21 protein-coding genes are annotated in these 24,676 nt (G+C 71.0%); 13 read left to right on the top strand and 8 right to left on the bottom strand.

Going from position 1 to position 24,676, the window contains the following annotated elements:
- Position 1 precedes the first annotated feature (1 nt).
- The 4 genes from V1318_RS05965 to V1318_RS05950 form a co-directional block, all read right to left on the bottom strand.
- A complete protein-coding gene (locus V1318_RS05965; protein ID WP_332938590.1) occupies positions 2-1,378 on the bottom strand; it encodes an amino acid permease in 1,377 nt (458 codons plus the stop codon).
- Positions 1,379-1,537: 159 nt separating this feature from the next.
- On the bottom strand, positions 1,538-2,227 hold the full coding sequence (locus V1318_RS05960; protein WP_332938588.1) for a hypothetical protein: 690 nt from the start codon (positions 2,225-2,227) through the stop codon (positions 1,538-1,540).
- Between the two features lie 87 nt (positions 2,228-2,314).
- Entirely contained in the window at positions 2,315-3,253 is a 939-nt protein-coding gene (locus V1318_RS05955) for an alpha/beta hydrolase (RefSeq protein ID WP_332938586.1), read from the bottom strand.
- Between the two features lie 120 nt (positions 3,254-3,373).
- Positions 3,374-3,808 (bottom strand): GNAT family N-acetyltransferase, encoded by a 435-nt coding sequence (locus tag V1318_RS05950; RefSeq protein ID WP_332938585.1) that lies wholly within the window; start codon positions 3,806-3,808, stop codon positions 3,374-3,376.
- A gap of 111 nt (positions 3,809-3,919) precedes the next feature.
- Here V1318_RS05950 and V1318_RS05945 point away from each other — a divergent pair, with 111 nt between their 5' ends.
- The 11 genes from V1318_RS05945 to V1318_RS05895 all read left to right on the top strand — a co-directional run bounded on the left by V1318_RS05945 (position 3,920) and on the right by V1318_RS05895 (position 18,589).
- Complete coding sequence (locus tag V1318_RS05945) at positions 3,920-5,365, top strand: PLP-dependent aminotransferase family protein (protein ID WP_332938584.1); 1,446 nt, start codon at positions 3,920-3,922, stop codon at positions 5,363-5,365.
- A gap of 357 nt (positions 5,366-5,722) precedes the next feature.
- Positions 5,723-9,739, top strand: coding sequence for an amino acid adenylation domain-containing protein (locus tag V1318_RS05940; protein WP_332938582.1), 4,017 nt, complete (start codon positions 5,723-5,725; stop codon positions 9,737-9,739).
- A 7-nt stretch (positions 9,740-9,746) separates the two neighbouring features.
- A complete protein-coding gene (locus V1318_RS05935) occupies positions 9,747-11,075 on the top strand; it encodes a glycosyltransferase (RefSeq protein ID WP_332938581.1) in 1,329 nt (442 codons plus the stop codon).
- Positions 11,072-12,430, top strand: a complete 1,359-nt coding sequence (locus V1318_RS05930; RefSeq protein WP_332938579.1) for a condensation domain-containing protein — start codon at positions 11,072-11,074, stop codon at positions 12,428-12,430. Before V1318_RS05935 ends, V1318_RS05930 begins: the two co-directional genes overlap by 4 nt.
- Positions 12,427-13,407: a glycosyltransferase gene (locus V1318_RS05925; RefSeq protein WP_332938578.1), complete on the top strand. Its 981-nt coding sequence runs from the start codon at positions 12,427-12,429 to the stop codon at positions 13,405-13,407. Before V1318_RS05930 ends, V1318_RS05925 begins: the two co-directional genes overlap by 4 nt.
- Positions 13,404-14,705 (top strand): condensation domain-containing protein, encoded by a 1,302-nt coding sequence (locus tag V1318_RS05920; protein WP_332938577.1) that lies wholly within the window; start codon positions 13,404-13,406, stop codon positions 14,703-14,705. Before V1318_RS05925 ends, V1318_RS05920 begins: the two co-directional genes overlap by 4 nt.
- Positions 14,706-14,779: 74 nt before the next feature.
- Complete coding sequence (locus tag V1318_RS05915; RefSeq protein ID WP_332938575.1) at positions 14,780-15,463, top strand: glutathione S-transferase family protein; 684 nt, start codon at positions 14,780-14,782, stop codon at positions 15,461-15,463.
- Positions 15,464-15,562: 99 nt separating this feature from the next.
- Positions 15,563-16,399 carry an AraC family transcriptional regulator gene (locus V1318_RS05910; protein ID WP_332938574.1) on the top strand — a complete coding sequence of 279 codons (837 nt, stop codon included), beginning with the start codon at positions 15,563-15,565 and terminating at the stop codon, positions 16,397-16,399.
- 87 nt (positions 16,400-16,486) lie between these two features.
- The gene (locus V1318_RS05905; protein WP_332938573.1) at positions 16,487-16,624 is read left to right on the top strand and encodes a hypothetical protein; all 138 of its coding nucleotides are present in this window, start codon (positions 16,487-16,489) and stop codon (positions 16,622-16,624) included.
- Positions 16,621-17,514 (top strand): alpha/beta hydrolase, encoded by an 894-nt coding sequence (locus V1318_RS05900; protein WP_332938571.1) that lies wholly within the window; start codon positions 16,621-16,623, stop codon positions 17,512-17,514. Before V1318_RS05905 ends, V1318_RS05900 begins: the two co-directional genes overlap by 4 nt.
- A gap of 49 nt (positions 17,515-17,563) precedes the next feature.
- Entirely contained in the window at positions 17,564-18,589 is a 1,026-nt protein-coding gene (locus tag V1318_RS05895) for a saccharopine dehydrogenase NADP-binding domain-containing protein (RefSeq protein WP_332938570.1), read from the top strand.
- A gap of 42 nt (positions 18,590-18,631) precedes the next feature.
- On the opposite strand, the gene V1318_RS05890 is transcribed toward V1318_RS05895, so the two are convergent.
- Together V1318_RS05890 and V1318_RS05885 are read right to left on the bottom strand one after the other, a co-directional pair.
- The gene (locus V1318_RS05890; RefSeq protein ID WP_332938569.1) at positions 18,632-19,546 is read right to left on the bottom strand and encodes a hypothetical protein; all 915 of its coding nucleotides are present in this window, start codon (positions 19,544-19,546) and stop codon (positions 18,632-18,634) included.
- 61 nt (positions 19,547-19,607) lie between these two features.
- Entirely contained in the window at positions 19,608-20,138 is a 531-nt protein-coding gene (locus V1318_RS05885; protein ID WP_332938567.1) for a hypothetical protein, read from the bottom strand.
- Between the two features lie 147 nt (positions 20,139-20,285).
- On the opposite strand from V1318_RS05885, the gene V1318_RS05880 reads away from it, so the two are divergent.
- Together V1318_RS05880 and V1318_RS05875 are read left to right on the top strand one after the other, a co-directional pair.
- On the top strand, positions 20,286-21,200 hold the full coding sequence (locus tag V1318_RS05880) for a sterol desaturase family protein (protein WP_332938565.1): 915 nt from the start codon (positions 20,286-20,288) through the stop codon (positions 21,198-21,200).
- A 303-nt stretch (positions 21,201-21,503) separates the two neighbouring features.
- Positions 21,504-22,418 carry a serine hydrolase gene (locus tag V1318_RS05875; RefSeq protein ID WP_332939008.1) on the top strand — a complete coding sequence of 305 codons (915 nt, stop codon included), beginning with the start codon at positions 21,504-21,506 and terminating at the stop codon, positions 22,416-22,418.
- A 1-nt stretch (position 22,419) separates the two neighbouring features.
- Here the strand turns inward: V1318_RS05875 and V1318_RS05870 are convergent, their stop codons facing one another.
- Positions 22,420-23,976, bottom strand: a complete 1,557-nt coding sequence (locus V1318_RS05870) for a tetratricopeptide repeat protein (RefSeq protein WP_332938563.1) — start codon at positions 23,974-23,976, stop codon at positions 22,420-22,422.
- A gap of 99 nt (positions 23,977-24,075) precedes the next feature.
- Positions 24,076-24,672 (bottom strand): alpha-ketoglutarate-dependent dioxygenase AlkB, encoded by a 597-nt coding sequence (locus V1318_RS05865; RefSeq protein WP_332938561.1) that lies wholly within the window; start codon positions 24,670-24,672, stop codon positions 24,076-24,078.
- Positions 24,673-24,676: the final 4 nt, after the last annotated feature.

Here is a 24,676-nt window from a genome sequence, read left to right as displayed (position 1 = left end):
CTCAGGCGCTGGCGCGCATCCGTCGCGCGATTTCGCTGATCGCCGCGATGCCCAGGGTCAGCGCGATCGTCGACAGCAACTGCATGCGTGGGCCCTCGGTGAGCAGGGCCAGCGCGATCACGCCGCCCAGCAGCGCCAGGCCAAGCCAGGTCAGGTAGGGAAACGCGTTCATGCGGAACGGCAGCGGCGTGCCGTCGCGGTCGGCGCGGCGGCGCAGGATCAGCTGCGACACCAGCGACATGCCCCAGACCAGCAGGCAGGTGGAGCCGACCACGTTCAGCAGCGCGGGCAGCACGCGCTCGGGGTACCACAGCTCCAGCAGCGCGGCGAAGAAGCCGAAGGCGACGCTGGCCAGCACCGCGGCCACCGGCACCTGGCGACGGTCGACGATGGCCAGGAAACGCGGCGCTTCGCGGCGTTCGGCCAGCGAATAGATCATGCGCGAGGCGCCGTAGAGGTTGGCATTGAGCGCCGACAGCAGCGCGATCACCGCCACCAGGGTGATCGCCGCCGCCGCGCCCGGGATGTTGGCGACCTGCAGTACCGCCGCGAACGGCGATTTCAGCGATTCGCTGGTCCACGGCACCACCGCGATGATCACGCTGACCGAGCCGATGTAGAACACCAGGATGCGCCAGGCCACGGTGCGGATCGCGCGGGTGATGCTGCGTACCGGGTCCTGGGTTTCGGCGGCCGCGACCGCGACGATCTCGGTGCCGCCGAAGGCGAAGATCACCACCAGCAGCGCCGCGCCGACACCGGCCCAGCCCTTGGGCGCGAAGCCGCCGTGGTCGACGAAGTTCGACAGACCCGGCGATTTCACCTCCGGCAGCCAACCCAGCAACAGGGCCGCGCCGATCGCGATGAAGGCCAGGATGGCGACGACCTTGAGGATCGCGAACCAGAATTCGAAGGCGCCGAAATTCTTGACGCCCAGCAGGTTGATCGCGGTGAACACGGCCATGAACAGCACCGACATCGTCGCCACCGACAAACCCGGCCAGACCGTCGCCAGCAGGCCGGCCGCGCCGACCGACTCGGCCGCGATCACGATCACCAGCTGCGCCCACCACAGCCAGCCCAGGGTGGCGCCGGCGGTGGCGCCCATGGCGTCGGCGGCGTAGACCGAAAACGCGCCGCTGGCCGGCTTGGCCGCGGCCATCTCGCCCAGCGCGCGCATCACGATGATCACCAGCACGCCGGCGATCAGATAGGACAGCAGCACGGCCGGCCCCGCGGCTTGCACGCCCACGCCCGAGCCCAGGAACAGCCCGGCGCCGATCGCGCTGCCCAGGCCCATCATCACCAGCTGTCGCGGTTTCATCGCGTGGCCGAGCTGGGGCTCGGCGGGTCGGGCGGTCGTGGATTCGGACTTCATTCGGCCATCTGCGATCGGGACGGTGGAGGCGGAACGATACAGCAGCGGCGGCCGGGGCGCGGGCCCTTCCAGCATCGGGAGGGGACGTCGTGCCGGGCTTGCGCGCCGTCGCGGCTTTCGCGGCTTTCGTCGCCATGCCCCCTACCGGACCCGAGCGAACTAGAACTCCGCCCCTCGCCCAGGCGAAGCGCGCGATTCCAGCGCCTCTTCCAACACGGTCTCGTAGAGCTGCAAGCGCAGGCGCATGAAGGCGGCCATCAGCGCGACCATATAGGCGATAGCGAGGAACAGGCCGAGCATGATCTGCCAATACGGTGTCTGGCCCCAGTCGACAACGGCCTTAATCTGGATACCCAACGCGATCAGCAAAGGCGCGATACCCAGGCGGTCCAAGCTGCCGGCCATCAGAGCGATCTTGGCGGACAGCCGCGTCTGCACCCGGCGCGTGAATCGCAGGTGCTCGGCCAGTTGATCGGTCGGGTAGCGGCGCAGCCAAACGGTCAGTTCGCGGAACTGCACGATGTCGTGGTCGAGTTGGCGCACCTGATCGGTGCGCCAATTCCGCATGCTGCGCGCCACGACCCAGACGGTGCGAAACACCTCCGGCGCACAACCCAGCACGGCGATCGCCAGACCCGCATACGCGATCCACAGCATCCATTCGCGCGGTGCCATGAAGGTGATTAGCAACGACGGCAGCAGGCCCAGGATGATGCCGACGTTGCCGACGATGCCCAGGATCGCGAAAGGCCTTGGGGTGTTGAGCACCGTTGCCGGTCCGTCGGGCAAGGCCTTGATCCGGCGCTCCAATTCCCTATAGCTGAGTTCGCCCGGTTCCTTGTGCCGCATGCGCCTTGTCCTATGGCTCCCCTGGGCGCAGGGTAACCGCCCTGGCCGGCCTGTCACAGAGGCGCATGCGGCGACGGAATCGCGCGCTCAATGAGCGGGCTGCACCTGCTCCGCCCAGCTCTTCACGTCGCTGGTGCCGTCCAGGAACGGCAGCACCGTCGGCGCCAGGCGCGGCGAGGCGAAGATCTCGTAGTGGGTCAGGTCGGGCAGGATCGCCAGGCGGTTCTTGGAGAGGGTCTCGCGGCCCCAGCCGGCGTCCTGCAGGCCGCCGCCGAGCAGTTGATAGAACTTGATCACGTGCTCGGGGCGGAACATGTCGCCGTCGCCGTAGACCAGCATCACCGGCATCTTCAGCTGCTTGACCTCGGCCGACCAGTCGAAGTGCCCGCGCATGAAGTCGCCCAGGGTATCGAGCAGGCGCGGGAACTCGTCGACGTTGGGCGCCACCGCGGCGTAGCTGCGGTACATCGGCGTGTCCTTCATCATCGGCGCGGCGGCCGCGGTCAGCCCGTTCTGCTGGGCGCGGATGCCGGGGTAGTAGGCGTCGTCGGAATACGAGCCCGAGACCAGGGCCAGGCGGCGCACGCTGGCCGGCTTCTGGATCGCCATGCGCAGCCCCACGCAGGCGCCCAGCGAATAGCCCAGCACATCGACCTGCGGATGGCCGAGTTCGGCGACCAGCGTGGCCATGTCGTCGCCGTTGGCCTGGCAGCTGAAGGGGCGCTCGCCCAGCGGCGTGCGGCCGTGGCCCTGGTAATCGACCGCGATCACCTGGCGGTGTTCGGCCAGCTTGGTCAGGACCGGGCCGAACATGTCGATCGAGCCCAGGCCGCCGTGCAGCAACAGCAGGGGTTCGCCCTTGCCGTGGATCTCGTAGTAATAGTCGATGCCGTCGATCTTCTGCCGGCCCTTGCTGACGGCGGCGTTGATCCTGGTCGCGGCCGGGGTCTGCGCGGCGGATACGGCGGCGGGCGATGCCAGGGCGAAGGCGGTACAGGCCCACAGGGCCAGGTTGAGCAATTTCATGGTCGGTCTCCGGTGAGGTCCGGCGCCGGAGTGGCGCCGAGTCTAGGTCTCACTGGAGCGACGAACCGGGGTGGCGCGGATCGACACGCCTCGGAAAAAAATTTGCCACGCTCGTTTCGCTCAGTCCTCCGCGACCAGGCCGGTGGCCAGCGCGCGCTCGCGGTTGAGGAAGATCGCCATCGCCGTGCGCATGCGCAGGAAGCCGAGCTTGCGATAGAAGCCCTCCTTGCCGGGGTTGGCGTACAGGATGATCTTGCGATGGCCGGCCGACTGCGTCTTCAGGTGCTCGATGATCGCCTTACCCAGGCCGCTGCCCTGATAGTCCGGGTGCACCGCGATGTCGCACAGATAAGAACAGTCCAGGCCGTCGGCGAGGGCGCGCCCGGCGCCGACCAGGCGCAGGCCGTCGTAGACGAAGCACACGTAGCGGCTGTTGCCGAACACCACGGCCAGGTCGGCCGCGGACTTGTCGCCCAGCGGCGCGATCCGGTAGAGCTCGGACAGGACCGCCCAGTCGATGCGCTCGCAATCCAGCCGCCATTCCATCGTCGTCATACTCGTTCGCTCGTCGGTGCGCCGCCGCGCGACGCTGTTCGGGCCGGCCGCCTGGTGGCCGGCGTGAAGATAGCTTAGGCTGACACTGGTTCCTTCGAAGATCCAGTTTTCATGAGCCTGGTGGAACCAGTTTTCGAGTTCCAGATCGAGTTCGATGGCGGCGGGCGCCTGCGCCAGTTGCATGAGCAGTTGCGCGCGGCGATCGTGGACCAGCGCCTGCGCCCTGGCGCGGAGCTGCCCTCGACCCGGCGCGTGGCCAGCGCCTACGGGCTGGCGCGCAACACCGTGATCGCCGCCTACGACCTGCTGGTGGCGGAAGGCTATGTGCTGACCCGCAGCGGCGCCAAGGCCGTGGTCGCCGATTACCGCGCCCAGTCGGCGCGGCCCGCGCGCCGGGCCGCGCGTCCGGTCGACGAGCGCCTCAATCCGCAATGGCGCGTCGTGCCCGAACGCGCGCGCAACGCCGACGAGACCTGGATACCGGGCTTCCACCTGGGCACGCCCGAACACCGCCACTTCCCGTTCGAGATCTGGCGGCGCCTGCTCGGCCGCGCCTATCACCCGCGCCACATCGGCGCCTTCGACTACCACTCGCCCTACGGCAGGCCCCGGCTGCGCACGGCGATCGCGCAGCACGTCTCGTTCGCGCGCGCGGTCGCCTGCGCCGCCGACGACGTGCTGGTGACCTCCGGCGCGCAGCAGGCCTTCGATCTGATCGCGCGCGTGCTGGTCACGCCGGGCAAGACCAAGGTCGCGATCGAGGACCCGGGCTATCCGCCCTTGCGCGCCGCCCTGCTCGCTGCCGGCGCGCAGCTGGCGCCGATCGCGGTGGATCACGAGGGCCTGCGCGTGGACCGCCTGCCGGCGGACGTGCGGGTGATCTGCGTGACGCCCTCGCATCAGTTCCCGACCGGCGTGGCGATGTCGATGGCGCGCCGGGCCGCGCTGTTGGCGTTCGCGCGCCGCACCGGCGCGGTGATCGTCGAGGACGATTACGACGGCGAGTTCCGCTACGGCAACCGTCCGCTCAACGCGCTGCAGACCCTGGACCGCGACGCCAGCGTGCTCTACGTCGGCACCTTCTCCAAGAGCCTGTTCCCGGCGCTGCGCATCGGCTACGTGGTCGCGCCCGCGTGGGCGCGCGAGCCCCTGGCCGCGGCCAAGCAGTGCATCGACACCGCCGGCAACGCGCAACTGCAGGATGCGCTGGCGCAGTTCATCCTCGACGGCCATTTGGCGCGGCATGTGCGACGCATGCGCAAGCTCTATGGAGAGCGCCGCCGGGCGATGCTGGACGTCTTCGCGGACGAGCTGCGGCCCTGGCTGGAACCGATCCCCTCGGAAGCCGGCATCCACCTGTCCGCGCGCTTCCGCGATCCCGCCCAGGCCGCGCTGCTGTTGACCAAGGCCCGCCAGCACGCACCGGGCGCATGCGGCATCGGTCAGTTCGCCTTGCGACCCGATCCCGGCCTGGGACTGGTGTTCGGCATCGGCGCCATCGAAGCCCCGGCGATACGCGAAGCGTTGCGCATCTTGGCTTTGTCGCTGCGGCGCTGAAGTTCGGATCGAACGCGCGCGGCCGCGATCGCCAGCCCGGCTTCGAGATCTTTCGGACCGATGACGCCGGATCGATCGCCGCGCTCGCGACGCACTGGTTCATTCGCAACCCGCTCGCGGAGAACCTCGCAGGCGTACTGAGTGATTTCCCTCACGCGAGCCGCAGGTTACGGCCGCGTGACGTTGTTGCAGTACACAACGAATCCACAATCGACTTCACAGTTCCAATTTCGCGGTGATGGCAACCTGAGGATGAGTTCGTAATGAACTGATCGCCAACACGTCTGGACGACACCATCGCACCGGAGGCGGCAGGCAGCCGCAACCACTCCGGCGATGCGCACAAGGAGCAGTGCGATGAACGATGCGCGTGCAGTCTCGTTGCCGCTGTCCGTGGCCCAGTTGGGGCTCTGGTTCAGCCAGAAAATCGCCGGACCCGGCGCCAATTTCAATCTCGCCGAGGCGATCGATATCCACGGCTGGATCGATCCCGGCCTGTTCCTGCGCGCCCTGCGCGAGGTCTCGTCCGAGGCCGAGGCGGTGCGCGTACGGCTGATCGACGTCGATGGCGTTCCGCGCCAATGCGTGATCGGCACGCGCATCGACGAGTTCCCCTACTTCGACTATTCCGAACTCGCCGACCCGGCCGCGGCAGCCGAACGCTGGATGGCGCAGGAGCTGCACTCGCGGACCGAGGTCGACGGCGGACCGCTATGGTCCTGCGCCTTGTTCAAGCTCGCCCACGATCGCCATGTCTGGTATCACCGCGCGCATCACATCGTGCTGGACGGCTATGCCGGCGGCCTGATCGCGCGGCGCGTGGCCGAGGTCTACTCCGCTTACGCGCTCAATCGCGAACCCGATGGCGCCGGCTTCCACTCGCTGGCCTCGCTGCTGGAATCGGAGGACAGCTACCGCGCCTCGGACCGCTGCCGGCGCGATCGCGAGTATTGGCACACGCAACTGGCCGACCTGCCCGAGCCGGTCACGTTGTCGCGCCGGCGCACGCGCGGCGAAGGCGGGCTGCGGCGCAGCACCGGCTTCCTCGGCGGCGACAGCAGCCGGCGCCTGCGCGCGCTGGGCAAGCGCCATTCGGCGAGCCTTCCGCAGGTGCTGATCGCGCTGATCGCCGCCTATTACTTCCGCGCCACCGGCGCTTCCGACCTGGTCCTGGGCATGCCGGTCAGCGGCCGCGTGAACCATCAGCTGCGTCATACCCCGGGCATGCTCGCCAACGCGGTGCTGCTGCGGCTGCGCATGAAGCCGCAGCAGACCCTGGGCGAACTGATCGCGCAGGTGGCGCGCGTGGTCGCCCAGGCCCTGCGCCACCAGCGCTACCGCTACGAGGATTTGCGCCGCGAGCTGGGCCTGGTCGGCCAAGGCCAGCGCGTGGCCTGGCTGGGCGTGAACATCGAGCCCTTCGACTATGCCCTGGACTTCGGCGGCGCCAGCGGCGTGCCGCGCAATCTCTCCAACGGTTCGGCCGAGGACCTGACCGTGTTCGTCTACGACCGCGGCGACGACGGCGGCCTGCGCTTCGATTTCGACGCTAATCCCTCGTTGTACGACCAGGCCGAGCTGGACGAACACCGGCGCCGCCTGCAGCGGCTGATCGACGCGGCCCTGAGCGACAGCGGCGCGGCGCTGTGCGCGATCGACGTGCTGGGCGAGGAGGAACGCCAGCGCCTGCTGCGGCAGTGGAACGACACCGCCGCGCCGCCGCCCACCGCGACCCTGCCTGCTCTGTTCGCCGAGCAGGCCTGGCGCAGCCCGGACGCCATCGCCGTGTGCCACGGCGAGCGGCGCCTGAGCTATCGCGAACTGCACCTGCGCAGCCTGCACGAGGCCAATCGCCTGATCGAGCGCGGCGTCGCGCCCGGCCAGATCGTCGCCATGGCGCTGCCGCGCAGCGAGAACCTGCTGGTGGCCATGCTCGCGATCGGTTTCGCCGGCGCGGCCTATCTGCCGCTGGATCCGGACGCGCCCGAGGAACGCCTGGCGACCATGCTGGACGATGCCCGGCCGGCGTTGCTGTTGACCTCGACGGAATTGGCGCCGCGCCTGTCGCGGCTGGGCGCGCCGCTGGCGACGCTGGCGCCGGCCGGGCTGGCGCCGGCGCTGGCGGCCCCGCGCGCGTTCGACCTGTCCACGCTGCCGGCGCGCGCCTACGTGCTCTACACCTCTGGTTCCACCGGCCGCCCCAAGGGCGTGGAGGTCAGCCACGCCAACCTGAGCAATCTGCTGGAGGCGATGCGCCGTCAGCTCGCGCCGCTGCCGGCCGACCGTTTCCTCGCCGTCAGCACCGTGGTCTTCGACGTCGCGGCGCTGGAGCTGTTCCTGCCCCTGATCGTGGGCGCGCGCACCGTGATCGCCGGCGCCGACATCGTGCGCGATCCGGCGCGCCTGGCCGGCTTGATCCGCGAGCACGGCATCGGCTACATGCAGGCCACGCCCTCGCTGTGGCGCATGCTGCTGTCCAGCGGCGAAACCGATCTGGCGGGCGTGCATGCGCTGGCCGCGGGCGAGGCCCTGTCCGGCGAACTGGCGCAGCGCTTGGCCGCGTTAGCCGACCGGGTCAGCAATCTCTACGGGCCGACCGAAACCAGCGTCTACTCCACCGCCATCGAATTGTCGGCCACGGACCTGGCCGCGCCGCCGATCGGACGTCCCATCCTCAACACCCGCGTGTACGTGCTCGACGACAGCGGCGGGCTGGTGCCCAGCGGCTGCCCGGGCGAGTTGTACATCGCCGGCGCGGGCGTGGCGCTGGGCTATCTCAACCGGCCGGACCTCACCGCGCAGCGCTTCCTGCCCGACCCCTTCGATCCCGACGGCGGCCGCATGTACCGCAGCGGCGACCGCGTGCGCTGGCGCGAGGACGGCGTGCTGGAATACCTGGGCCGCAGCGATCAGCAGGTCAAGATCCGCGGCATCCGGGTCGAACCGGGCGAGATCGAAAGCCAGCTGATGCGCCACGCCGCGGTCGCCGAGGCCGCGGTGATCGCCGAGCCCTCCGGCGGCGAAGGCGGCCTGCGCCTGACCGCTTATCTGGTGCCCGCTGCGGGCGAGACGATCCGGACCGAGGCCCTGCGCCGCGAACTGGCGCGGCAGTTGCCCGACTACATGATTCCCAGCGCCCTGGTCAGCCTGCCGGCCCTGCCGCTCACGCCCAGCGGCAAGCTCGACCGCAAGGCCCTGCCGGCGCCGGAGCGTGGCGAGCGCAGCGGCTTCGTGGCGCCGCGCACGCCGGAGGAGCGCAAGCTCGCGACGATCTGGAAGGAATTGTTGGGTTTGCCGCGCATCGGCGTGCACGACAATTTCTTCGAACTCGGCGGCGATTCGCTGATCGCCGCGCAGCTGATCGCGCGCCTGCCCGAACGCTTCGGCAAGCGCCTGCCGGTGGCCAGTCTGTTCGAGGCCTCGACCATCGCCGGCCTGGCCGCGCTGCTGGAACGCACCGACCACGAACACGGCGACCCGCTGGGCGCGGTGCTGTCCTTGCGCCGGGCCGCGACGCCCGCCGCCGCGCCGCGCCCGCTGTTCTGCATCCACCCCATCGCCGGCCTCAGCCTGGGGTATTCCGGGCTGCTGCGGCACCTGGACCCGGCGATGCCGGTGTACGGCCTGCAGGCGCGCGGTCTGCGCGGCCTGGATCGCCTGCCGGCCAGCATCGACGAGATCGCCGCCGACTACCTGGCCCAGATCCGCCGCCTCCAGCCCGAGGGGCCGTACCGCCTGCTCGGCCGCTCGCTGGGCGGACTGATCGGCCACGCCATCGCCGCGCAGATGGGCGAACAAGGCGAACGGGTGGAGCTGCTGGCGATGATCGACAGCTATCTGTTCACGCCCGAAATGCCCGATCACGCGCGCGATCCCGCCGACGAAGTGCGCGCGGCGCTGGACTTCCTCGGCATCGTGCCCGGCCCCGGGCCGGCGCCGCGCAGCCTGGACGAACTCGCGCCCGCCCTGCTCGCCTACAACGCGCGCTCGATGCCGCTGCTGCGCGAGATCGCGCGCGATCATCCGCGCTTCGTCGAGCATGCGTTCGCGGTGATGCGCAACAACCTCGCCCTGGCGCGCCGGCATGCGCCGCGCCGCCTGGACCTGGACCTGGTGTATTTCCATGCCACCCAGCGCCTGGGCGATCCCTCCGCGCTGATCGAGCACGATCCCGCGACCTGGCGCCCCTACATCGGCGGCCGCTTCGAGCTGCACGCGCTGGACTGCCATCACGAGAGCGTGCTCGACAGCCGGCCCGCCGCGCGCATCGGCCAGGTGCTCAGCCAGCACCTGGAGCGGCTGCAGCCGCGCGCGGCACGGCCTGCGAACGCGGCCGACGACGATCTGGAACCGCGCGCGGTGGAGCATGCCTGAGCCGAGCATGAGCGCCCTCCGGCCGATCGCGATCTTCACCATCGGCACGCTGGGCGACGTGCTGCCCTGCGTCGCCCTGGGCCAGGGATTGCGGCGCGCGGGCTATCCCGTGCGCATCGTCACCAGCGCCAACTTCGCCCCGCTGGTGCGCGAGGCCGGGCTGGACCATTACCCGCTGACCGCGGACTTCCAGGCCATGCTGGCCGCCGATCGCGGCATCGCCGACCGCGGCCTCAACCTGTACGCGATGGCGCGCACCTTCCGCGAACGCTATGCGCAGTGGGCGCAGCACTGGACGGTCGAGGGTCTGGCCGCCAGCGAGGGCGCCGGCCTGCTGATCGGGGTCAGCAACGCGATCCAGCTCGCCAAGGCCATGTCCGAGGCGCGCGGCCTGCCGTTCGCGATCGCGCGCCTGCAGCCGCTGACGCCCTCGCGCATCCTGCCGCCGATGGTGATGGCCGGCGGCCGCGAGCGCCTGCCGGGCGCACTCAGTCTGGCGCTGTATCGGCTGATCCACCTGCTGGTCTGGTATGTGATGAAGCCGGCGATCAACGACATCGTGCGGCCGCAGCTGGGCCTGCCGCTGTATCCCTGGCACGGTCCGCACCTGGGCCGCAACGCGCAACGCGAGAAGACCCTCAACGGCTACAGCCCCAGCCTGCTGCCGCGTCCGGCGGATTGGCCGGACAGCTCGCAGGTCACCGGCTACTGGTTCGCGCAGGACACCGCATGGCAGCCCGACGAAGCGCTGCGGCGCTTCCTCGCCGCCGGCGACAAGCCGATCTACGTCGGCTTCGGCAGCATGGTCAACGCCGACGCGGTCGCGTTCACCCGCACCGTCCTGGACGCGATCGAACGCAGCGGCCTGCGCGCGGTGCTCGCGACCGGCTGGGGCGGCCTGGACGGCGCCGACGGTGCGCGCGACGAGCGCATCTATTTCCTGCGCCAGGCGCCGCACGACGCCTTGTTCCCGCACATGTGCGCGGCCGTGCACCACGGCGGCGCCGGCACCACCGCGGCCGCGGTGCGCGCCGGCATTCCCTCGGTGGTGGTGCCGTTCTACGGCGACCAGCCGTTCTGGGCGCGCTGCCTGCAAGCGCGCGGCGTCGCGCCACCGGCCGTGCGGCGCAAGGGCCTGGACGCCGCGCAATTGGCCGCGGCCATCGCCGCCACCCAGACACCATCGATGCGGCAGGCGGCCGCGGAACTGGGGCGCACGGTGCGCGCCGAAGACGGCATCGGCAATGCGCTGGCGCAGCTGCGCGCCTGGGGCCTGGTCGAAGCGGTCGCCGAACCGCTGGCGCCGCACAAGCCGCATCTGTGGAGCGTGGCATGAGCGCCGCTTCGGCCCGTCCGCTGAGCCTGTTCGAGCGTGCCCTGTACGGCGACGGCGCGCTGCCCGGAAACGTCGCCGTCACCGCCTGCATCGAGGGCCGGATCGACGCGGCCGCCTTGCAGCGCGCTCTGGTCCAGGCGCAGGCGCGCCATCCCCTGCTGCGCTGCCTGATCGTCGAGCGCGAGGGCCGACCCTGGTTCGAGCTGCAAGAGCGCCCGCCGCCGATCGCCCTGCGCATCCTCGATCGCCAGGGCGAGGACGACTGGATCGCGCTGTCGGCGCGCGAGCTGCTGCGCTGCTTCGACGGCAGGCGCGAGCCGCTGGCGCGCCTGCTCTGGCTGCGCTGCGATCGCCACAGCGAGCTGGTGCTGGTCTGTCACCACGCGATCTGCGACGGCCGCGCGCTGACCCACCTGCTGGGCGAGTTGCTGCACGACTGCGACGACCCCGAACGCGCGGTCGAAGCCCGCCACCGCCTGGCCGGCTTCGCCGAACTGCTGCCGGCCGCGGTGCGCGCCGACCGCGGCCTGCAGCGCAGCATCCGCTGGCGCGCGGCCGCGCTGGCCCTGGCCCTGCGCCTGTTCGTGCGCGATCGCCCGGCGCAGCGCTACGGCGCGGTCTACCGCGAGCTGTGGACGCTGGACGAGGCCGCCACCCGGCGTTTGTCCGAGCATTGCCGGGCGCAGCGCGTGAGCGCCTACGTCGCCATCAGCCTGGCCTTCGTGCTCGCGTTCCGCGCGGTCTGCGGCCCACAGCGGATCCAGCGCTTCGTCGCGCCGGTGGACATGCGCAGCCTGCTGCCCACCCTGAGCGACGGCGACCTGTTCGGGATCGCGCCGACGGTCGAGCTGCGTCCGGGCAAGACCGATGCAGGCACCGGCGCGCCGGCCGAGTTCTGGGCGCACGCGCGTGCGCTGCAGGCCGATCTGCAGTCCAGGATCGAAGTCCTGCCGGCCAAGGTCTACCGCAACTATCTCGGCCTGGAGCGCCTGCACGGCGTGTTCGAGCGCATGGTCGTGTACGGCCGTTCGCGCCGCGAGGGCCGCCAGCTCACCCTCAGCAATCTCGGCCGCCTGGCGCTGGCCCAGGACTACCGCGGCTTCCGTCTGCGCGCGGTGCGCGGCATTTCCGGGGTGGTCGGCGCCACGCCCGCGCACCAGCTGGTGATATCGCGCTACGCCGGCCGCTACGATTTCGCGCTCGCCTCCGACGAGGAATCGCTGCCGCGCGCGCAGGCGCAGGACATCCGCGAGCGCGCGATGGACCTGCTGCTGGCGCTGACCGCGCCGCAAGCGCAGGCCCAGGGCGAACCCGCTCCCGCTTCCGCCCCCGCCGCATCGGTGCCTGCCGCATGAACCGCTATGGCCTGATCTTCGTGCTCTACCAGCCCGACGCCGAGTTCGTCGACAACCTGCGCCGCGCGCGCGCGATCTGCACCGACCTGGTCGCGGTCGACAATACGCCCGAGCCCGACGCGGCCCTGCACGCGGCCCTGCATGAGGAGCGCATCGACGTACTGGTCAACCGCAACCGCGGTGGCCTGGCCGGTGCCTACAACCGCGGCGCCGAGGTGCTGCTGGCGCGCGGCTGCGAGGTGATCTTCCTGCTCGACCAGGACTCCAAGATCGAGGCCTCGTTCTTCGCGGCCATGATGCAGGCCTGCGCGGCGGTCGGCGGCGACAGCTTCGTGCTCGGCCCGCGCGTGTACGAGATCAACCTGCGCAAGTGCATGCCGACCTTCCCGCCGGGCCGGCGCTTCCCGCGGCCGCTGCGCATGACCGAACGCGAGCACGGCCTGTTCCCGACCCTGTTCGTGATCTCCTCCGGCTCGGCGATCTCGGCCCAGGCCTATCGCAAGCTCGGCGCCTTCCGCGAGGACTATTTCATCGAGTACATCGACATCGAATACGGCCTGCGCGCATCCAGCCAGGACGTGCCGGTGTACGTGAACGCCGACGTGACCATGCAGCAGACCACCGGCCACATCCGCCGCCACGGCAAGCTCTACACCACCCACCACGTGGCCTGGCGCCGTTACTACGGCGCGCGCAACGCGGTGCATTGCCTGCGCCTGTACAAGGCGCATTGGGGTCTGCATTGGCTGAGCGGCGCGCTGGCCCTGCATCAGGGGCTGTGCGTGGCGCTGTTCGAGCCGGACAAGCTGCGCAAGCTCACCGCCATCGCCTGCGGCTATTGGGACGGCCGGCGCGGCCGCCTGGGCACCTTCGAACGCCTGCATCCGCGCATCCACGCCTATTGCACCCGCGCGGCGCGCGGCGCCAGCGCACCGGCTCGCGCCAAGCCGGCGTCGGCACCGGGAGACGCCACATGAGCCGTGCGCTGTCCACGATCGAACACCTGATCGACGGCTGCATCGTCTATGCGATCCGGTTGGAAGGCGAGATCGACGAGGCCCGCCTGCGCGCGGCGCTCGCGCGCGTGCAGGCCAAGCACCCGGCCCTGCGCGCGACCCTGCGCACGCAGGCCGGCAGCGTCCGCTACGTCGACGACAGCGCCGGCCCGATCCCGCTGCGCGTGCTGCCCCTGCGCGGCGGCGGCGATTACCGGCGCGAAGCCGATGCCGAACTGGCAACGCCGTTCGCCGAGGGCCAGGCCCAGTTGCGCCTGGTCTGGCTGCGCGGCGCCGGCCGCAGCGAGCTGCTGTTCGTGGCATCGCACCGCATCTGCGACGGCATGAGCCTGCTGATCGTGGCCCGGGAAACGCTGCGCGCGCTCTACGACGACACCCCGCTGCGACCCTATGCGGCGCTGACCGCCGCCGACATCGTCGGCGACTACCGGCCCGAGCATCCGCGCCGGCGGCGCTGGATCGCGCGCCTGATCGGCCTGGCGCTGCGCATGCTACCGCCGTTGGCGCCGCCGCGAAATCGCGAGCATCACCTGGAATGGAGCGCCGGCCCGGTGCTGTCGAGCGCCTTGCGGCAGCGCTGCAAGCGCGAGGGCGTGTCGGTGCACGCGGCCCTGCTGGTCGCGCTCGACGACGCCCTGCTCGCCGCCCTGGGCCGCGAACAGGTGCCGGCCTGGATCGAAAGCCCGATGGACGGCCGGCGCGGACGCGTGCCGGCGCTGGCCGACGATCGTCTGTTCTACGGCGGCGGCGGCCTGAAGTTCCGCACCGGACAGGACGCCGGCCTGGATTACTGGGAGCGCGCGCGCCAGGCCCATCGCTCGATGCAGGAACAGATCGAACGCGAGACCCGCGACATTCCCAGCCGCTACCACTTCTGCGACTCGATCCCCGCGCCCAGGCCCGCGCAGTTGAACGCGCTGATCCGCTTCGGCAATGCGCTGGGCCTGAAGGGCAGTTGGAACCGCATCACCCTGTCCAATCTAGGCCAGCTCGATCTGGTCGACGAGGCGGCGCCGTTCCGCCTCGAGGACTTCCGCCTGTACGTGCACTCGCATTCGGTGCGTGCCCTGGGCCTGCTGGTGTACGCCCTGCACGGCCAGATCCGCTTCTATTGCATGGGCGACGAACGCTGCATCGAGCCCGACCACGCCCAGGCCCTGCGCGAGGCGCTGATGGCGATATTGGCCGCCCAGGTCGAACGCGCGCAGCCGGCCGCGGCGACCGCCGCCGGCGTCGAAGGCGCGGCGCTGGCCGGTTGAGCTACGCCGGCCCTGGCTGCGTCGCGGCCGCCGTCCGGCTAACCTGAGGCTCCGACCCGATCGAGGAGGCCTCGATGGCGCTCGTGCTCTACCAGCACCCCCTGGCTTCGTTCTGCCACAAGGTCCTGATCGCGCTGTACGAGAACGGCACCGCGTTCGAGCCGCGCCTGATCGAACGCGCCGCCGCCGACGAGCACAGCCGCTTCCTCGACCTGTGGCCGGTCGGCAAGATGCCGGTGCTGCGCGACGAAGCGCGCGACGCGACGGTGCCGGAAACCAGCATCATCATCGAGTACCTGGACCGCCACTATCCCGGCGCGCAGCCGCTGCTGGCGGCCGATCCGGACGCCCGCCTCGACGCGCGCCTGTGGGACCGGTTCTTCGATCTCTACGTCAGCGCGCCGATGCAGAAGATCGTGCTGGACCGCCTGCGCGGCCCCGGCGAACAGGATCCGCGCGGCGTGAGCGACGCCCACGACAGCCTGGCCATCGCCTACGGCATGATCGAGCGCCGCATGAGCGGCCGGGTCTGGGCCGCCGGCGACAATTTCGGTCTGGCCGATTGCGCGGCCGCGCCGGCGCTGTTCTATGCCGGCATCGTGACCCCGTTCGGCGAGGGCCACCCGCAGCTGAGCGCCTACTTCGAACGCCTGCTGCAGCGCCCCTCGTACGCGCGCGTGCTGGCCGAGGCGCGTCCCTACTTCAAGCTGTTCCCCTACTACGAGCGCATGCCGGCGCGGTTCCTGGCCGAAAACTGAGCCCCGGCGCCGGTTCGCCATGACCTGCGAGGTCATGGTAGCCATGGCCGCGCCTGCCTATCATCGACGGCGAACGCTCCGGACCGGTCGCAGCACACGATGTCGGATTTCGCAGTCGCCCGCTTGTTCGACAGCGGCACCGTCGCGGTGCGCAACGTGCTGTGCGGCGGCCAATGCCGTCATCGCAGCAACGAGGAATGCGCATCCTCGACCCATCTGGTGTTCCCCTATCGCGGCCTCTACCTGCGCCACGTCGGCCAGGACCAATCGGTCGCCGACGCCAACCACGCCCTGCTGTTCAACGCCGGCGAGGCCTATCAGGTCAGCCATCCGGTCAGCGGCGGCGACGCCAGCCTGGTGCTGGCGATCTCCGAACCGCTGCTGCGCGAACTGGCGCCGGCGGAGTTGCTGCAAAAGCGCGATCAATTGGGCTTCCGTCTGCAATCGCTGCGCATCGACGCGCGCGCGCAGGCGCTGGTCGCGCTGCTGCGGCACAACCTGCAGCTGGGCCGCATCGAAGCGTTGGAGGCCGAGAGCCTGGCCCTGACCCTGGTCTGCCGCAGCCTGGGGCCGCGCACCAGCCACGTCACCGCGGCCACGCACGCGCGGCGCCGGTTGGTGGACCGGGTCAAGGTGCTGCTGGGCGCGGACCTGAGCCGGCGCTGGACCCTGGAGGAGATCGCGGCCGAGATCGGCGGCTCGGCGGTCTACCTGACCCAGGCCTTCCAGCAGGTCGAGGGCCTGCCGCTCTATCGCTATCAACTGCGCCTGCGCCTGGCGCGCGCGCTGGACCTGATCCCGCACAGCCCGGACATGTCGGCGCTGGCCCTGGACCTGGGTTTCTCCAGCCACAGCCACTTCACCGCCGCGTTCAAGCAGGCCTACGGCCGCACGCCCACCGCGTTCCGGCGCTCCGCGCAGGCCAAGAGCGCCTGAGCAAACGACTAAAGAATCCGACAGCGGCGCCGCCGCCGCGATGGTCTCCTGAGCCTGCCCGAACCGGGGCGCCCTTTGGAACCAGTCATGAACGAGAACACCTGTGCCGCTTGCGATTGCGAGCTGGACGAACACGCCATCCAGGTCAGGATCGGCGGCCGCGCCGTCGAAGTCTGCTGCGACGAATGCGCGCAGAAGCTGCGCGAAGCGGAGCTGCGGCCATGAGCGGCGGCGAGCCCTATTTCGCCGACCGCCGCACGGTCGCCACGCCCTCGGGCCGGATCAGCTACGTCGAACGCGGCCAGGGTCCGGTGGCCTTGTTCGTGCACGGCGTGCTGCTCAACGGCTATCTGTGGCGGCATCAGCTCGCCGAACTCGGCGACAGCCGTCGCTGCATCGCGCCGGACCTGCTCGGCCACGGCTACACCGAGGCCGGCGACGGCCAGGACATGTCGGTCACCGCCAACGCGCACATGCTGGCGCAGTTCCTGGATGCGCTGGGCATCGAGCGCGTCGACCTGGTCGGCAACGACAGCGGCGGCGGCATCTGCCAGATCTTCGCCGCGCTCTACCCGCAGCGCATCCGCAGCCTGGCGCTGAGCAATTGCGACGCCCACGACAACTGGCCGCCGGAAGCCTTCAAGCCTTTCGTCGCGATGGTCGCCGCCGGCGGCCTGGGCGACACCCTGCGCGCCATGCTGGCCGACAAGTCGGTGTTCCGCGCGGCGCTGGCGCCGGCCTACGAGCGGCCGGAGCAGGTCGACGACGCCACTATCGACACCTACCTGCGGCCGCTGCTGGAACCGTCCCGCCTGGGCCAGTTGGAAGGCTTCGTCAACGCCTTCGACTGCCGCCACACCCTGGCGATCGAGGACGGCCTGCGCCGGCTGCAGGCGCCGACCCTGATCGCCTGGGGCAGCGACGACGTGTATTTCCCGCTGTCGTGGTCGTTCTGGCTGCAGCAGACCATTCCCGGCACCACGCGGCGGGTCGAGTTCGAAGGCGCGCGCATCTTCTTCCCCGAAGAACGCTGGCAGGACTTCAATCGCGAGCTGCGCGCGCATTGGCGGGCGCATTCGCACGAAGGCGCCAACGCGCAGGCGGCCACGGCATGAGCCGTCGCCACCGTCTCGTCCCCATCCTCGCCTCACGGAGCTGTCGCTGATGCATACCATCGCCGTCTACGGTGCCTATGGCCACACCGGCCGCTTCGTGATCGCCGAGTTGCTGCGGCGCGGCCTGGTGCCGCGCCTGTGCGGGCGCGACGCCGCCAAGCTGACCGCACTCGCCGCGGATTACCCGGCCCTGGAGCGGCGCCAGGCCGCGATCGCGGCACCGGTCGAGTTGGATCGTATGCTGGAAGGCGCCGCCGCGGTGATCAACTGCGCCGGCCCCTTCCTCGACACCGCCGCGCCGGTGCTGGAAGCGGCGCTGCGCGCGGGGTTGCCTTACCTGGACCTGTGCGCCGAACAGGGCGCCGTGCTGGACCTGATCGAGCGCTACGACGAGCGCGCACGCGCCGCCGGCATCGTCGCGGCGCCGGCCATGGCCTTCTTCGGCGGCTTGGCCGACCTGCTGGTCAGCGCCGTACTCGCCGACGCGGGCGGGGCGGACACGGCCGAGGCCGACGCGATCGAAATCGCGGTCGCGCTGGACAGCTGGCATCCGACCGCGGGCACGCGCATCACCGGCCAGCGCAATCAGCGCACGCGCCTGGTGATCGCGGGCGGCGAGCTGGTTGCGCTGGCGCAGCCGCCGGCGACGCGCGAGTGGAATTTCCCGCAGCCGTTCGGCACGCAGCCGAGCATCGCCCTGCCGTTCTCGGAGATCGCCACGCTGTCGCGCCACGTGCGCAGCGCGCGCGTGGATTCGTACATGAACATGACCGCGGTGCAGGACGTGCGCGATCCGGACACGCCGCCACCCAGCGCCGCCGATGCCAGCGGGCGCTCGGCGCAGCGTTACGCCGTCGACGTGCGCGTGCATCGGCAGGGCCGCACGCGCCGCGACATCGCCCAGGGGCGCGACATCTACGCGGTCAGCGCGCCGCTGATCGTCGAGGCCGTGGTGCGGATACTCGACGGCCGCGCCCACGCGATGGGCGTGGTCGCACCGGGCCAGACCTTCGACGCCGCCTCGTTCCTGAGCGCGCTGCCGGCACTGCAATGGGCGCTGGATCCGGGCGAGTGATCCTCGCGGCTGGCGGGCGCGTGCGCGTCCGCCGGCCGTCGATCAGTAAAAGGCGACGCCCGGGCGCAGCAGCAGGTGGAACGCCAGGCCCAGGGCGATCAGGGCCAGCAGCGGAATCGCGATCGACCGCGGCGACGCGGTCTCGCCGGCGCGCGCCGGAATCGCGAGCCAGGCTGCCGCCTGCATCCACCACACACCGATCACGTACTCGGCCACCGGCACGATCGCGACCTGGTCCAGACTGCCCGGCACCCGCATCGCCACGATCAGCGGCAAGGCCAGCAATCCGGGCAGGGTCGCGATGCGGAACACGAAACCGGCGCGCCGGCCCGGCGTGGCGATCTGTTCCGGCTGCGCGGCCAGGCTCAGCAAGGGCCGCAGCAGGCGCAGCGCGATCCAGACGATCGCGGCCATCGCCAGCAGGGCGGCGACGGTCTTGATCGCCGCGCTCCACTGCAGGTACTCCATCGCCATGCCGACGTCGTTGCCGGGAAAGATCGCGCCGACCACGAACTGCGGCAGGGCCTGGAAGCAACCGTGGAAAACCATCCAGATCGCGAACAGCCGCCACGCCGCCGAACGCGGCGGGCAGCGCTTCAGCCAGTACGCGCAGGCCGCGGCCACCAGCAGCGTCGCCACCGCGCCGGTGCCCTGGAACAACTTGGCCAGCGGGTTGTCGCCGTCCCAGTGGTGATTGTTGTGGAACAGGGTCGGCCGCAGGCCCGGCGTGAACGCCTTGGGCAGGACCAGGAACAGTTCCTGCACGAAGAAGATCAGGCTGAAGCTCAGCGCGTACAGCAGCATCGAGGCCAGGATCAGCTTCCAGTCCCAGGCCGGCGACGGCGAGGTCGCGCGCGGCTGTGCGCGACCGCGCAAGACGCCCCACAAACCCAGCAACACGGGACCGCCCAGGGCGAAGGACGGGGCAAAGACGGACAGAAAACCGGTAGAGGTCATTGCGAGCGCACGCGGCGGGAATCAGGCGCGAGTGTAGGCCAGCCGCGTTCGCGCGAACGGCTCAGCGCCGGAATTCGTAGAGCACGTCTTCGCGCAGGTCTTCGAGCAGTTCGATGGTCAGCGCCGACAAGGGCAGGCTTTCGCGCCCCGCCAGCGCGATGTCGGCGTCCAGGCCTGCGTGGTAGTAGTGCAGCAGCAGCCCGAACCGGGCGGCGCCGGCCGCGCTCAGCATGTCGGCGATGAAAGCCCGCCACGGCGCCGAGGGCCGGCTCTTCGAGCCGGCGCCGGATTCGCGCGGGGCCTGTCGCTGCGCCAATGCGCGCTCGATCTTGGCCTCGCTCCAGCCCTTGCGGCGCAGGCGCTGCGCGGCCTCGGCCGGGTCCGCGACGCGCGCGCGTCTGCGGCGGCCCAGCGGTTCCTCGCAGTCGCAGTGCCCCGGCGTGGTCAGGCAGTAGCGCAGGCCGGGGCCGATCTGGCGTTCGATGCTGGGGTTCGACATCGGCTGCAAGCGGCGCCCATGCCGCTGCGCGATCGCTTCCAGGGCGGCGAAGTCGGCCTCGGCGGGAACGGTGGCGGTGACGAAGCGGCACATGGCGCCAGTCTAGGCGAACCCAAAACGCCACGCGCGCGCCGCCTGGCGCGCCGCCGCGCATCGGATCGAGTCTTCCGGCACAGGACCGCCCGCGCCAGCGGCCCTATAAACATGGCAGGCGTCGCCGATACCGACAGGAGGTCATGCATGCCGCCATCCACGTCCGCGTCCCATCCGCGCTTGGCGACCTGGGTGGAGCGCTGCGCGCAGCCGGCGATCCTGGCCGGCGCCTTGCTGCTGTGGTGGCGCCTGCTGCCCAGCGAGGCCGCGACCCTGCTGGTGCTGATCGCGGCCCTGTTGCTGGTCAGCGCCCTGGAAGCCTGGCTACCGGCCAAGCCGGAGTGGCGGCAGAGCCTGGGCGCGCGCCTGCGCCTGATCGGCGCGTACGCGCTGGCGCTGGTGATGTCCGTGCTGCTGCTGGGGATATACGAGGCCGTGCTGGGCCCGGCCCTGAGCGGATTCCGCGCCGGCCCCGGCGGCGCGCTCTGGCCCGGCACCTGGCCCTTGCCGCTGCAGGTCGCGCTGCTGTTCTTCGCTTCCGACCTGATCTATTACTGGATCCACCGCGCCATCCATCGCTGGCCGCTGCTGTGGCGGCTGACCGGGCACGGCTTCCACCACGGCTTCCACAACCTGCACGCGCTCAACGTCGGCACCAACCACCCGTTCGAGGTGGTGTTGCTGATCCTGCCGCTGGTGCTGCTGGCGGCCGCCACCGGCGCACCCGAGCGCGCGGTGCAGGCCGCCGGCGTCCTGCTGATGGTCAACGCCGTGCTGGCCCACGCCAACCTGCGCATGCATACGCCCGGCCTGTCCTGGCTGATCACCGGCAGCGAACACCACCGCCGCCATCACTCGCTGGTGTTCGAGGAGAGCAACAGCAACTACGCCTGCAACGCGATCGTCTGGGACCGGCTGTTCGGCACCTACAGCCAGGGCCCGGTCGCGCAGACCGGCATCGGCCCCAGCGAGCCGGGCCTGTGGCGCATGTACCTGCTGCCCTTGCGCGAGCCGGAGGACGCCGACACGGTGTCGTCGCGCCGGCACGCGCCGCCCGACTGAGGCCCGCAAACGCCGCGGAACGGGCCCGAGGGCCCGTTCCAGGCCCAACTTCAGAATTCTTCACTCGCCGATCAGGCACTTCATCCGGTTTGCCGCTGTGATCGCGGCTCCTTCCACCGATGAGAGCCGATCATGACCCTGCACCGCCTTTTGCTGTTGCTCGCCCTGGCCAGTCCGGCCGCGTTCGCCGCCGACGACGGCTGGCCGCAGGCGCGTCCCAGCGACAGCGCCTTCGCGCCGGCACCGCTGCGGGCGCTGGACGCCCGCCTCGGCGACGGCAGCCTCAAGCAGCTGACCAGCGTGATGGCGGTCCAGCGCGGCCAACCCGTGTACGAGCGCTACTTCAACGGCGCCGACGCCCAGACCCTGCACGACGTGCGCTCGGCGACCAAGAGCGTCACCGCCCTGCTGGTCGGCGCGGCCATCGACCGCGGCCTGCTGCCCGGGGTGCAGGACCGGGTCTACGACCGCTTCCCCGAGTTCACCGCCGCGCACCGCGTCGACCCGCGCCTGCGCGCCACCACCCTGGCCGACCTGCTGAGCATGAGCTCGCTGTGGGAATGCGACGACGAGAACCCCTTCTCCAGCGGCAACGAGGAGCGCATGTACGTGACCGAACGCTGGCTGGACTTCGCCCTGGCCCTGCCGGTGAAGGGCTTCGCCCCGTGGATGCGCAAACCGGCCGACAGCCCGCACGGGCGCGCCTTCGCCTATTGCACGGCCGGCTCCTTCGTCCTCGGCGCGGTGGTGGAACGCGCGACCGGCAAGCCGCTGTCCGAGTTCGCCGCGCAGGCGCTGGAGCAGCCGCTGGGCATAGCGCGCAGCCAATGGAACCGTTCGCCCGAGGGCATCGGCATGGGCGGCGGCGGCACCCGCTACCGCACCCGCGACCTAGCCAAGTTTGGCCAGCTGGTGCTCGACCAGGGCCGCTGGCAAGGCAAGCAGGTGATCTCGGCCGCCTACATCGCGCAGATGACCCGCGTGCAGGCCCAGGCCAACGACGAGTCCGAGTACGGCTACCAGTGGTGGCGGATGCACTTCGATGTCGGCGGCCGCGACGTCGCCGCCTGGGCCATGTCCGGCAACGGCGGCAACTACGTGCTGGTGGTGCCGGAGCGGCAATTGGTGGTGACCATCACCAGCACCGCCTACAACCAGCGCAACGGCCATACCCAGTCGCGCGAGATCTTCCGCGAGCTGCTGGCCGCGCTGCGCTGATTCAGGGCAGGTCGGCCGGCTTCCAGTCGGCCGACACCACGCGTGCGCGCTGGGCGGCGATATCGGCGTCGATGCGCGCCAGCACGCGCGCGTAGCCCGGGTCGCCATGCAGGGGGCGCCACAGCGGCGAGGCCTGCAGGTAGGCGCGGTCGCGATAGCCCGCGTCCACCGCGTCGTCCAGCGCGGCGACCGCCGCGGCCGGGCGCTGGCGCGCCAGCTCCAGCAACGCCAGTTCCAGATACACGCCGGGCCATGGCGCCGGCTGCGGCGACGACGGACGCAGCTCGGCGATGCGCCCGGCGATCCATGGCGGGCTCGGCGCGGTTTCGGCGTAGAGCCCGCTCAGGGTGACTCCCAGCGAGCCCTGCGGACGCAAGCGCCGCGCCTGCTCGAACGCGGCACGCGCGCCGGCGCGATCGCCGCGCTGCAGGGCCAGCTCGCCCTGCAGCAGGTGCAGGTCCGGGTGCGGCGTACCGCGCGCCAGGGCCTCGTTCAAGGCGCTGGCGGCCTCGTCGTAGCGGCCGGCGCCGAACAGGCTGCGCGGCCAGGCGATGTTGGAGAACACGTTGTCGGGGAACAGGCGGAAGTTGGCCTGATGGCGGCGGCGCGCGGCCTCGGCGAAGCCCAGCAGTTCCAGCTCGCGCGCGACCTGCACGTCGCGGAAACGCACCCGTGCCGGATCGCCGCGCAGCTGCATGTTGCCGTGCAGGGCGTCGGCGACCTTGCCCTGCTCCTGATACAGGTAGGCCAGCGAGGCGCGGGTTTTGTCGTCGTCCGGATCCAGGCGCAGCGCGCGCTCGTAGCCGGCCACGGCCTGGCCGAGGTCGCCCAGGCAATCGTGCGCATAGCCCAACGCGCTCCAGGCCGCCGCGCTGCCGGTATCGCGACGCAGCAGTTGCCGGGCCAGGCGCAGGCCGCGCTCGGCGTTGTCGCGGCCGCCGTTGTACAGACAGGTGCGCGCGCTGGACAGACGGCTCAGGCCCAGCAGCGCGGCCGGGTCGTCGGGGTCGGCGGCCAGGGCCTGCTGATAGAGGGCGATCGCGCGTTCGTTGTTGTCGGCCTGGCCGATGCCGGCGTAGTAGGCGGCGCGCGCCAGCAGCGGCGAACGCGGCCGCTCATCCTGCGATCGCCACCACAGCGCTGCGCACAGGCCGATCGCCGCGAAGGCCAAGGCCGCGGCGCCCGCCCACAGCCAGCGCCGCGCGCGCCGTGGCGGTACCGCCTGCTGCGCGGGCTCGGCGTCCGCCAGCGGCTGCGGCGGCGCGCACAACTGGTAGCCCTGCCCGCGCACCGAGCGGATGTAGCGCGGCGCGCGGCTGTCGTCGCCCAGGGCCTGGCGCAGCAGCTTGATGCGCTGGGTGATGGTCTCCTCGCTGACCACGGCCGGCGCCCAGACCTCGCTGGCCAGTTGATCGAAGCCCAGCACGCGGTCGCCGTGCGAGAGCAGGCAGGCGAACAGGCGAAAGCTCAGGCCGGACACGTCCAGCGCCACGCCCTCGCGTTCGACGCGTTGGCGTTGCAGGTCGATGCTCAGGTCCAGCAGTTGGAGTCGGGACACGGCGATGCGGCTACGGAAGGAACGCGCCCATGGGCGCGGCGTCCGCGATGCTACACGGGCCGGCGCCGTCGTAGGCGCGGCGACGGCGGCATGGGCGCACTAGGCCTGCGGCCGCACCCGGAACACCACGCTGATGCGCGGCCCCTGCGCGCGCCGGGTCTTGGGGATGCCGTGTTCGTGACTGAGCTGGGAAGCGTGGCTCATGCTCAGCAGGCTGCCCGGCGCCAGATCCACCGCGATCGTGTCGCGCTGGCCGCGCTGGGCGCGGATCAGCATGCGCCGCGGCGCTCCCAGCGAGACCAGGGTGATGGGATGGCCGCGCAGCAGGGTGTGCAGCTTGTCGTGGTGCATGGCCACGCTGTCGCGGCCGTCGCGGTACAGGTTCATGCCGATGCGGTTGTACGGCGCCGGCACCCGCGCGCGCACCCGCCGCAGCATCTCCGCCAGCGGCAGGCGATCGGGCAGATCGTCGGTGGCGTAGTGGGCGAGCAGGCGCGGCACGTCGACGATGCGTTCGTACATCGGCCGTTGCAGATGGGTCCATGCGGCGTGCGCATGCAGGGCCTGGAACCACGCGTCGGCGGTGGCGGCATCGACGAAGCCGGGCCAATAGCGCACGCCGCCCTCGGCGTCGTCCACCAGGGTCTGGCAGTCGGGCGCGAACAGGTCGTCGGCGTGGGCGCACAGCGCTTTCATGCGG

This window comes from Lysobacter sp. CCNWLW3 (assembly GCF_036697405.1).
In the GTDB taxonomy this organism is placed as follows: domain Bacteria; phylum Pseudomonadota; class Gammaproteobacteria; order Xanthomonadales; family Xanthomonadaceae; genus Lysobacter.
This window is presented reverse-complemented; position numbering and strand designations above follow the sequence as displayed.

What these genes read in the sequence shown, in the direction of transcription:
- V1318_RS05965 (WP_332938590.1), bottom strand. Translation starts at nt 1,378, where the DNA reads ATGAAGTCCGAATCCACGACCGCCCGACCCGCCGAGCCCCAGCTCGGC.
- V1318_RS05960 (WP_332938588.1), bottom strand. Translation starts at nt 2,227, where the DNA reads ATGCGGCACAAGGAACCGGGCGAACTCAGCTATAGGGAATTGGAGCGC.
- V1318_RS05955 (WP_332938586.1), bottom strand. Translation starts at nt 3,253, where the DNA reads ATGAAATTGCTCAACCTGGCCCTGTGGGCCTGTACCGCCTTCGCCCTG.
- V1318_RS05950 (WP_332938585.1), bottom strand. Translation starts at nt 3,808, where the DNA reads ATGACGACGATGGAATGGCGGCTGGATTGCGAGCGCATCGACTGGGCG.
- V1318_RS05945 (WP_332938584.1), top strand. Translation starts at nt 3,920, where the DNA reads ATGAGCCTGGTGGAACCAGTTTTCGAGTTCCAGATCGAGTTCGATGGC.
- V1318_RS05940 (WP_332938582.1), top strand. Translation starts at nt 5,723, where the DNA reads ATGAACGATGCGCGTGCAGTCTCGTTGCCGCTGTCCGTGGCCCAGTTG.
- V1318_RS05935 (WP_332938581.1), top strand. Translation starts at nt 9,747, where the DNA reads ATGAGCGCCCTCCGGCCGATCGCGATCTTCACCATCGGCACGCTGGGC.
- V1318_RS05930 (WP_332938579.1), top strand. Translation starts at nt 11,072, where the DNA reads ATGAGCGCCGCTTCGGCCCGTCCGCTGAGCCTGTTCGAGCGTGCCCTG.
- V1318_RS05925 (WP_332938578.1), top strand. Translation starts at nt 12,427, where the DNA reads ATGAACCGCTATGGCCTGATCTTCGTGCTCTACCAGCCCGACGCCGAG.
- V1318_RS05920 (WP_332938577.1), top strand. Translation starts at nt 13,404, where the DNA reads ATGAGCCGTGCGCTGTCCACGATCGAACACCTGATCGACGGCTGCATC.
- V1318_RS05915 (WP_332938575.1), top strand. Translation starts at nt 14,780, where the DNA reads ATGGCGCTCGTGCTCTACCAGCACCCCCTGGCTTCGTTCTGCCACAAG.
- V1318_RS05910 (WP_332938574.1), top strand. Translation starts at nt 15,563, where the DNA reads ATGTCGGATTTCGCAGTCGCCCGCTTGTTCGACAGCGGCACCGTCGCG.
- V1318_RS05905 (WP_332938573.1), top strand. Translation starts at nt 16,487, where the DNA reads ATGAACGAGAACACCTGTGCCGCTTGCGATTGCGAGCTGGACGAACAC.
- V1318_RS05900 (WP_332938571.1), top strand. Translation starts at nt 16,621, where the DNA reads ATGAGCGGCGGCGAGCCCTATTTCGCCGACCGCCGCACGGTCGCCACG.
- V1318_RS05895 (WP_332938570.1), top strand. Translation starts at nt 17,564, where the DNA reads ATGCATACCATCGCCGTCTACGGTGCCTATGGCCACACCGGCCGCTTC.
- V1318_RS05890 (WP_332938569.1), bottom strand. Translation starts at nt 19,546, where the DNA reads ATGACCTCTACCGGTTTTCTGTCCGTCTTTGCCCCGTCCTTCGCCCTG.
- V1318_RS05885 (WP_332938567.1), bottom strand. Translation starts at nt 20,138, where the DNA reads ATGTGCCGCTTCGTCACCGCCACCGTTCCCGCCGAGGCCGACTTCGCC.
- V1318_RS05880 (WP_332938565.1), top strand. Translation starts at nt 20,286, where the DNA reads ATGCCGCCATCCACGTCCGCGTCCCATCCGCGCTTGGCGACCTGGGTG.
- V1318_RS05875 (WP_332939008.1), top strand. Translation starts at nt 21,504, where the DNA reads ATGGCGGTCCAGCGCGGCCAACCCGTGTACGAGCGCTACTTCAACGGC.
- V1318_RS05865 (WP_332938561.1), bottom strand. Translation starts at nt 24,672, where the DNA reads ATGAAAGCGCTGTGCGCCCACGCCGACGACCTGTTCGCGCCCGACTGC.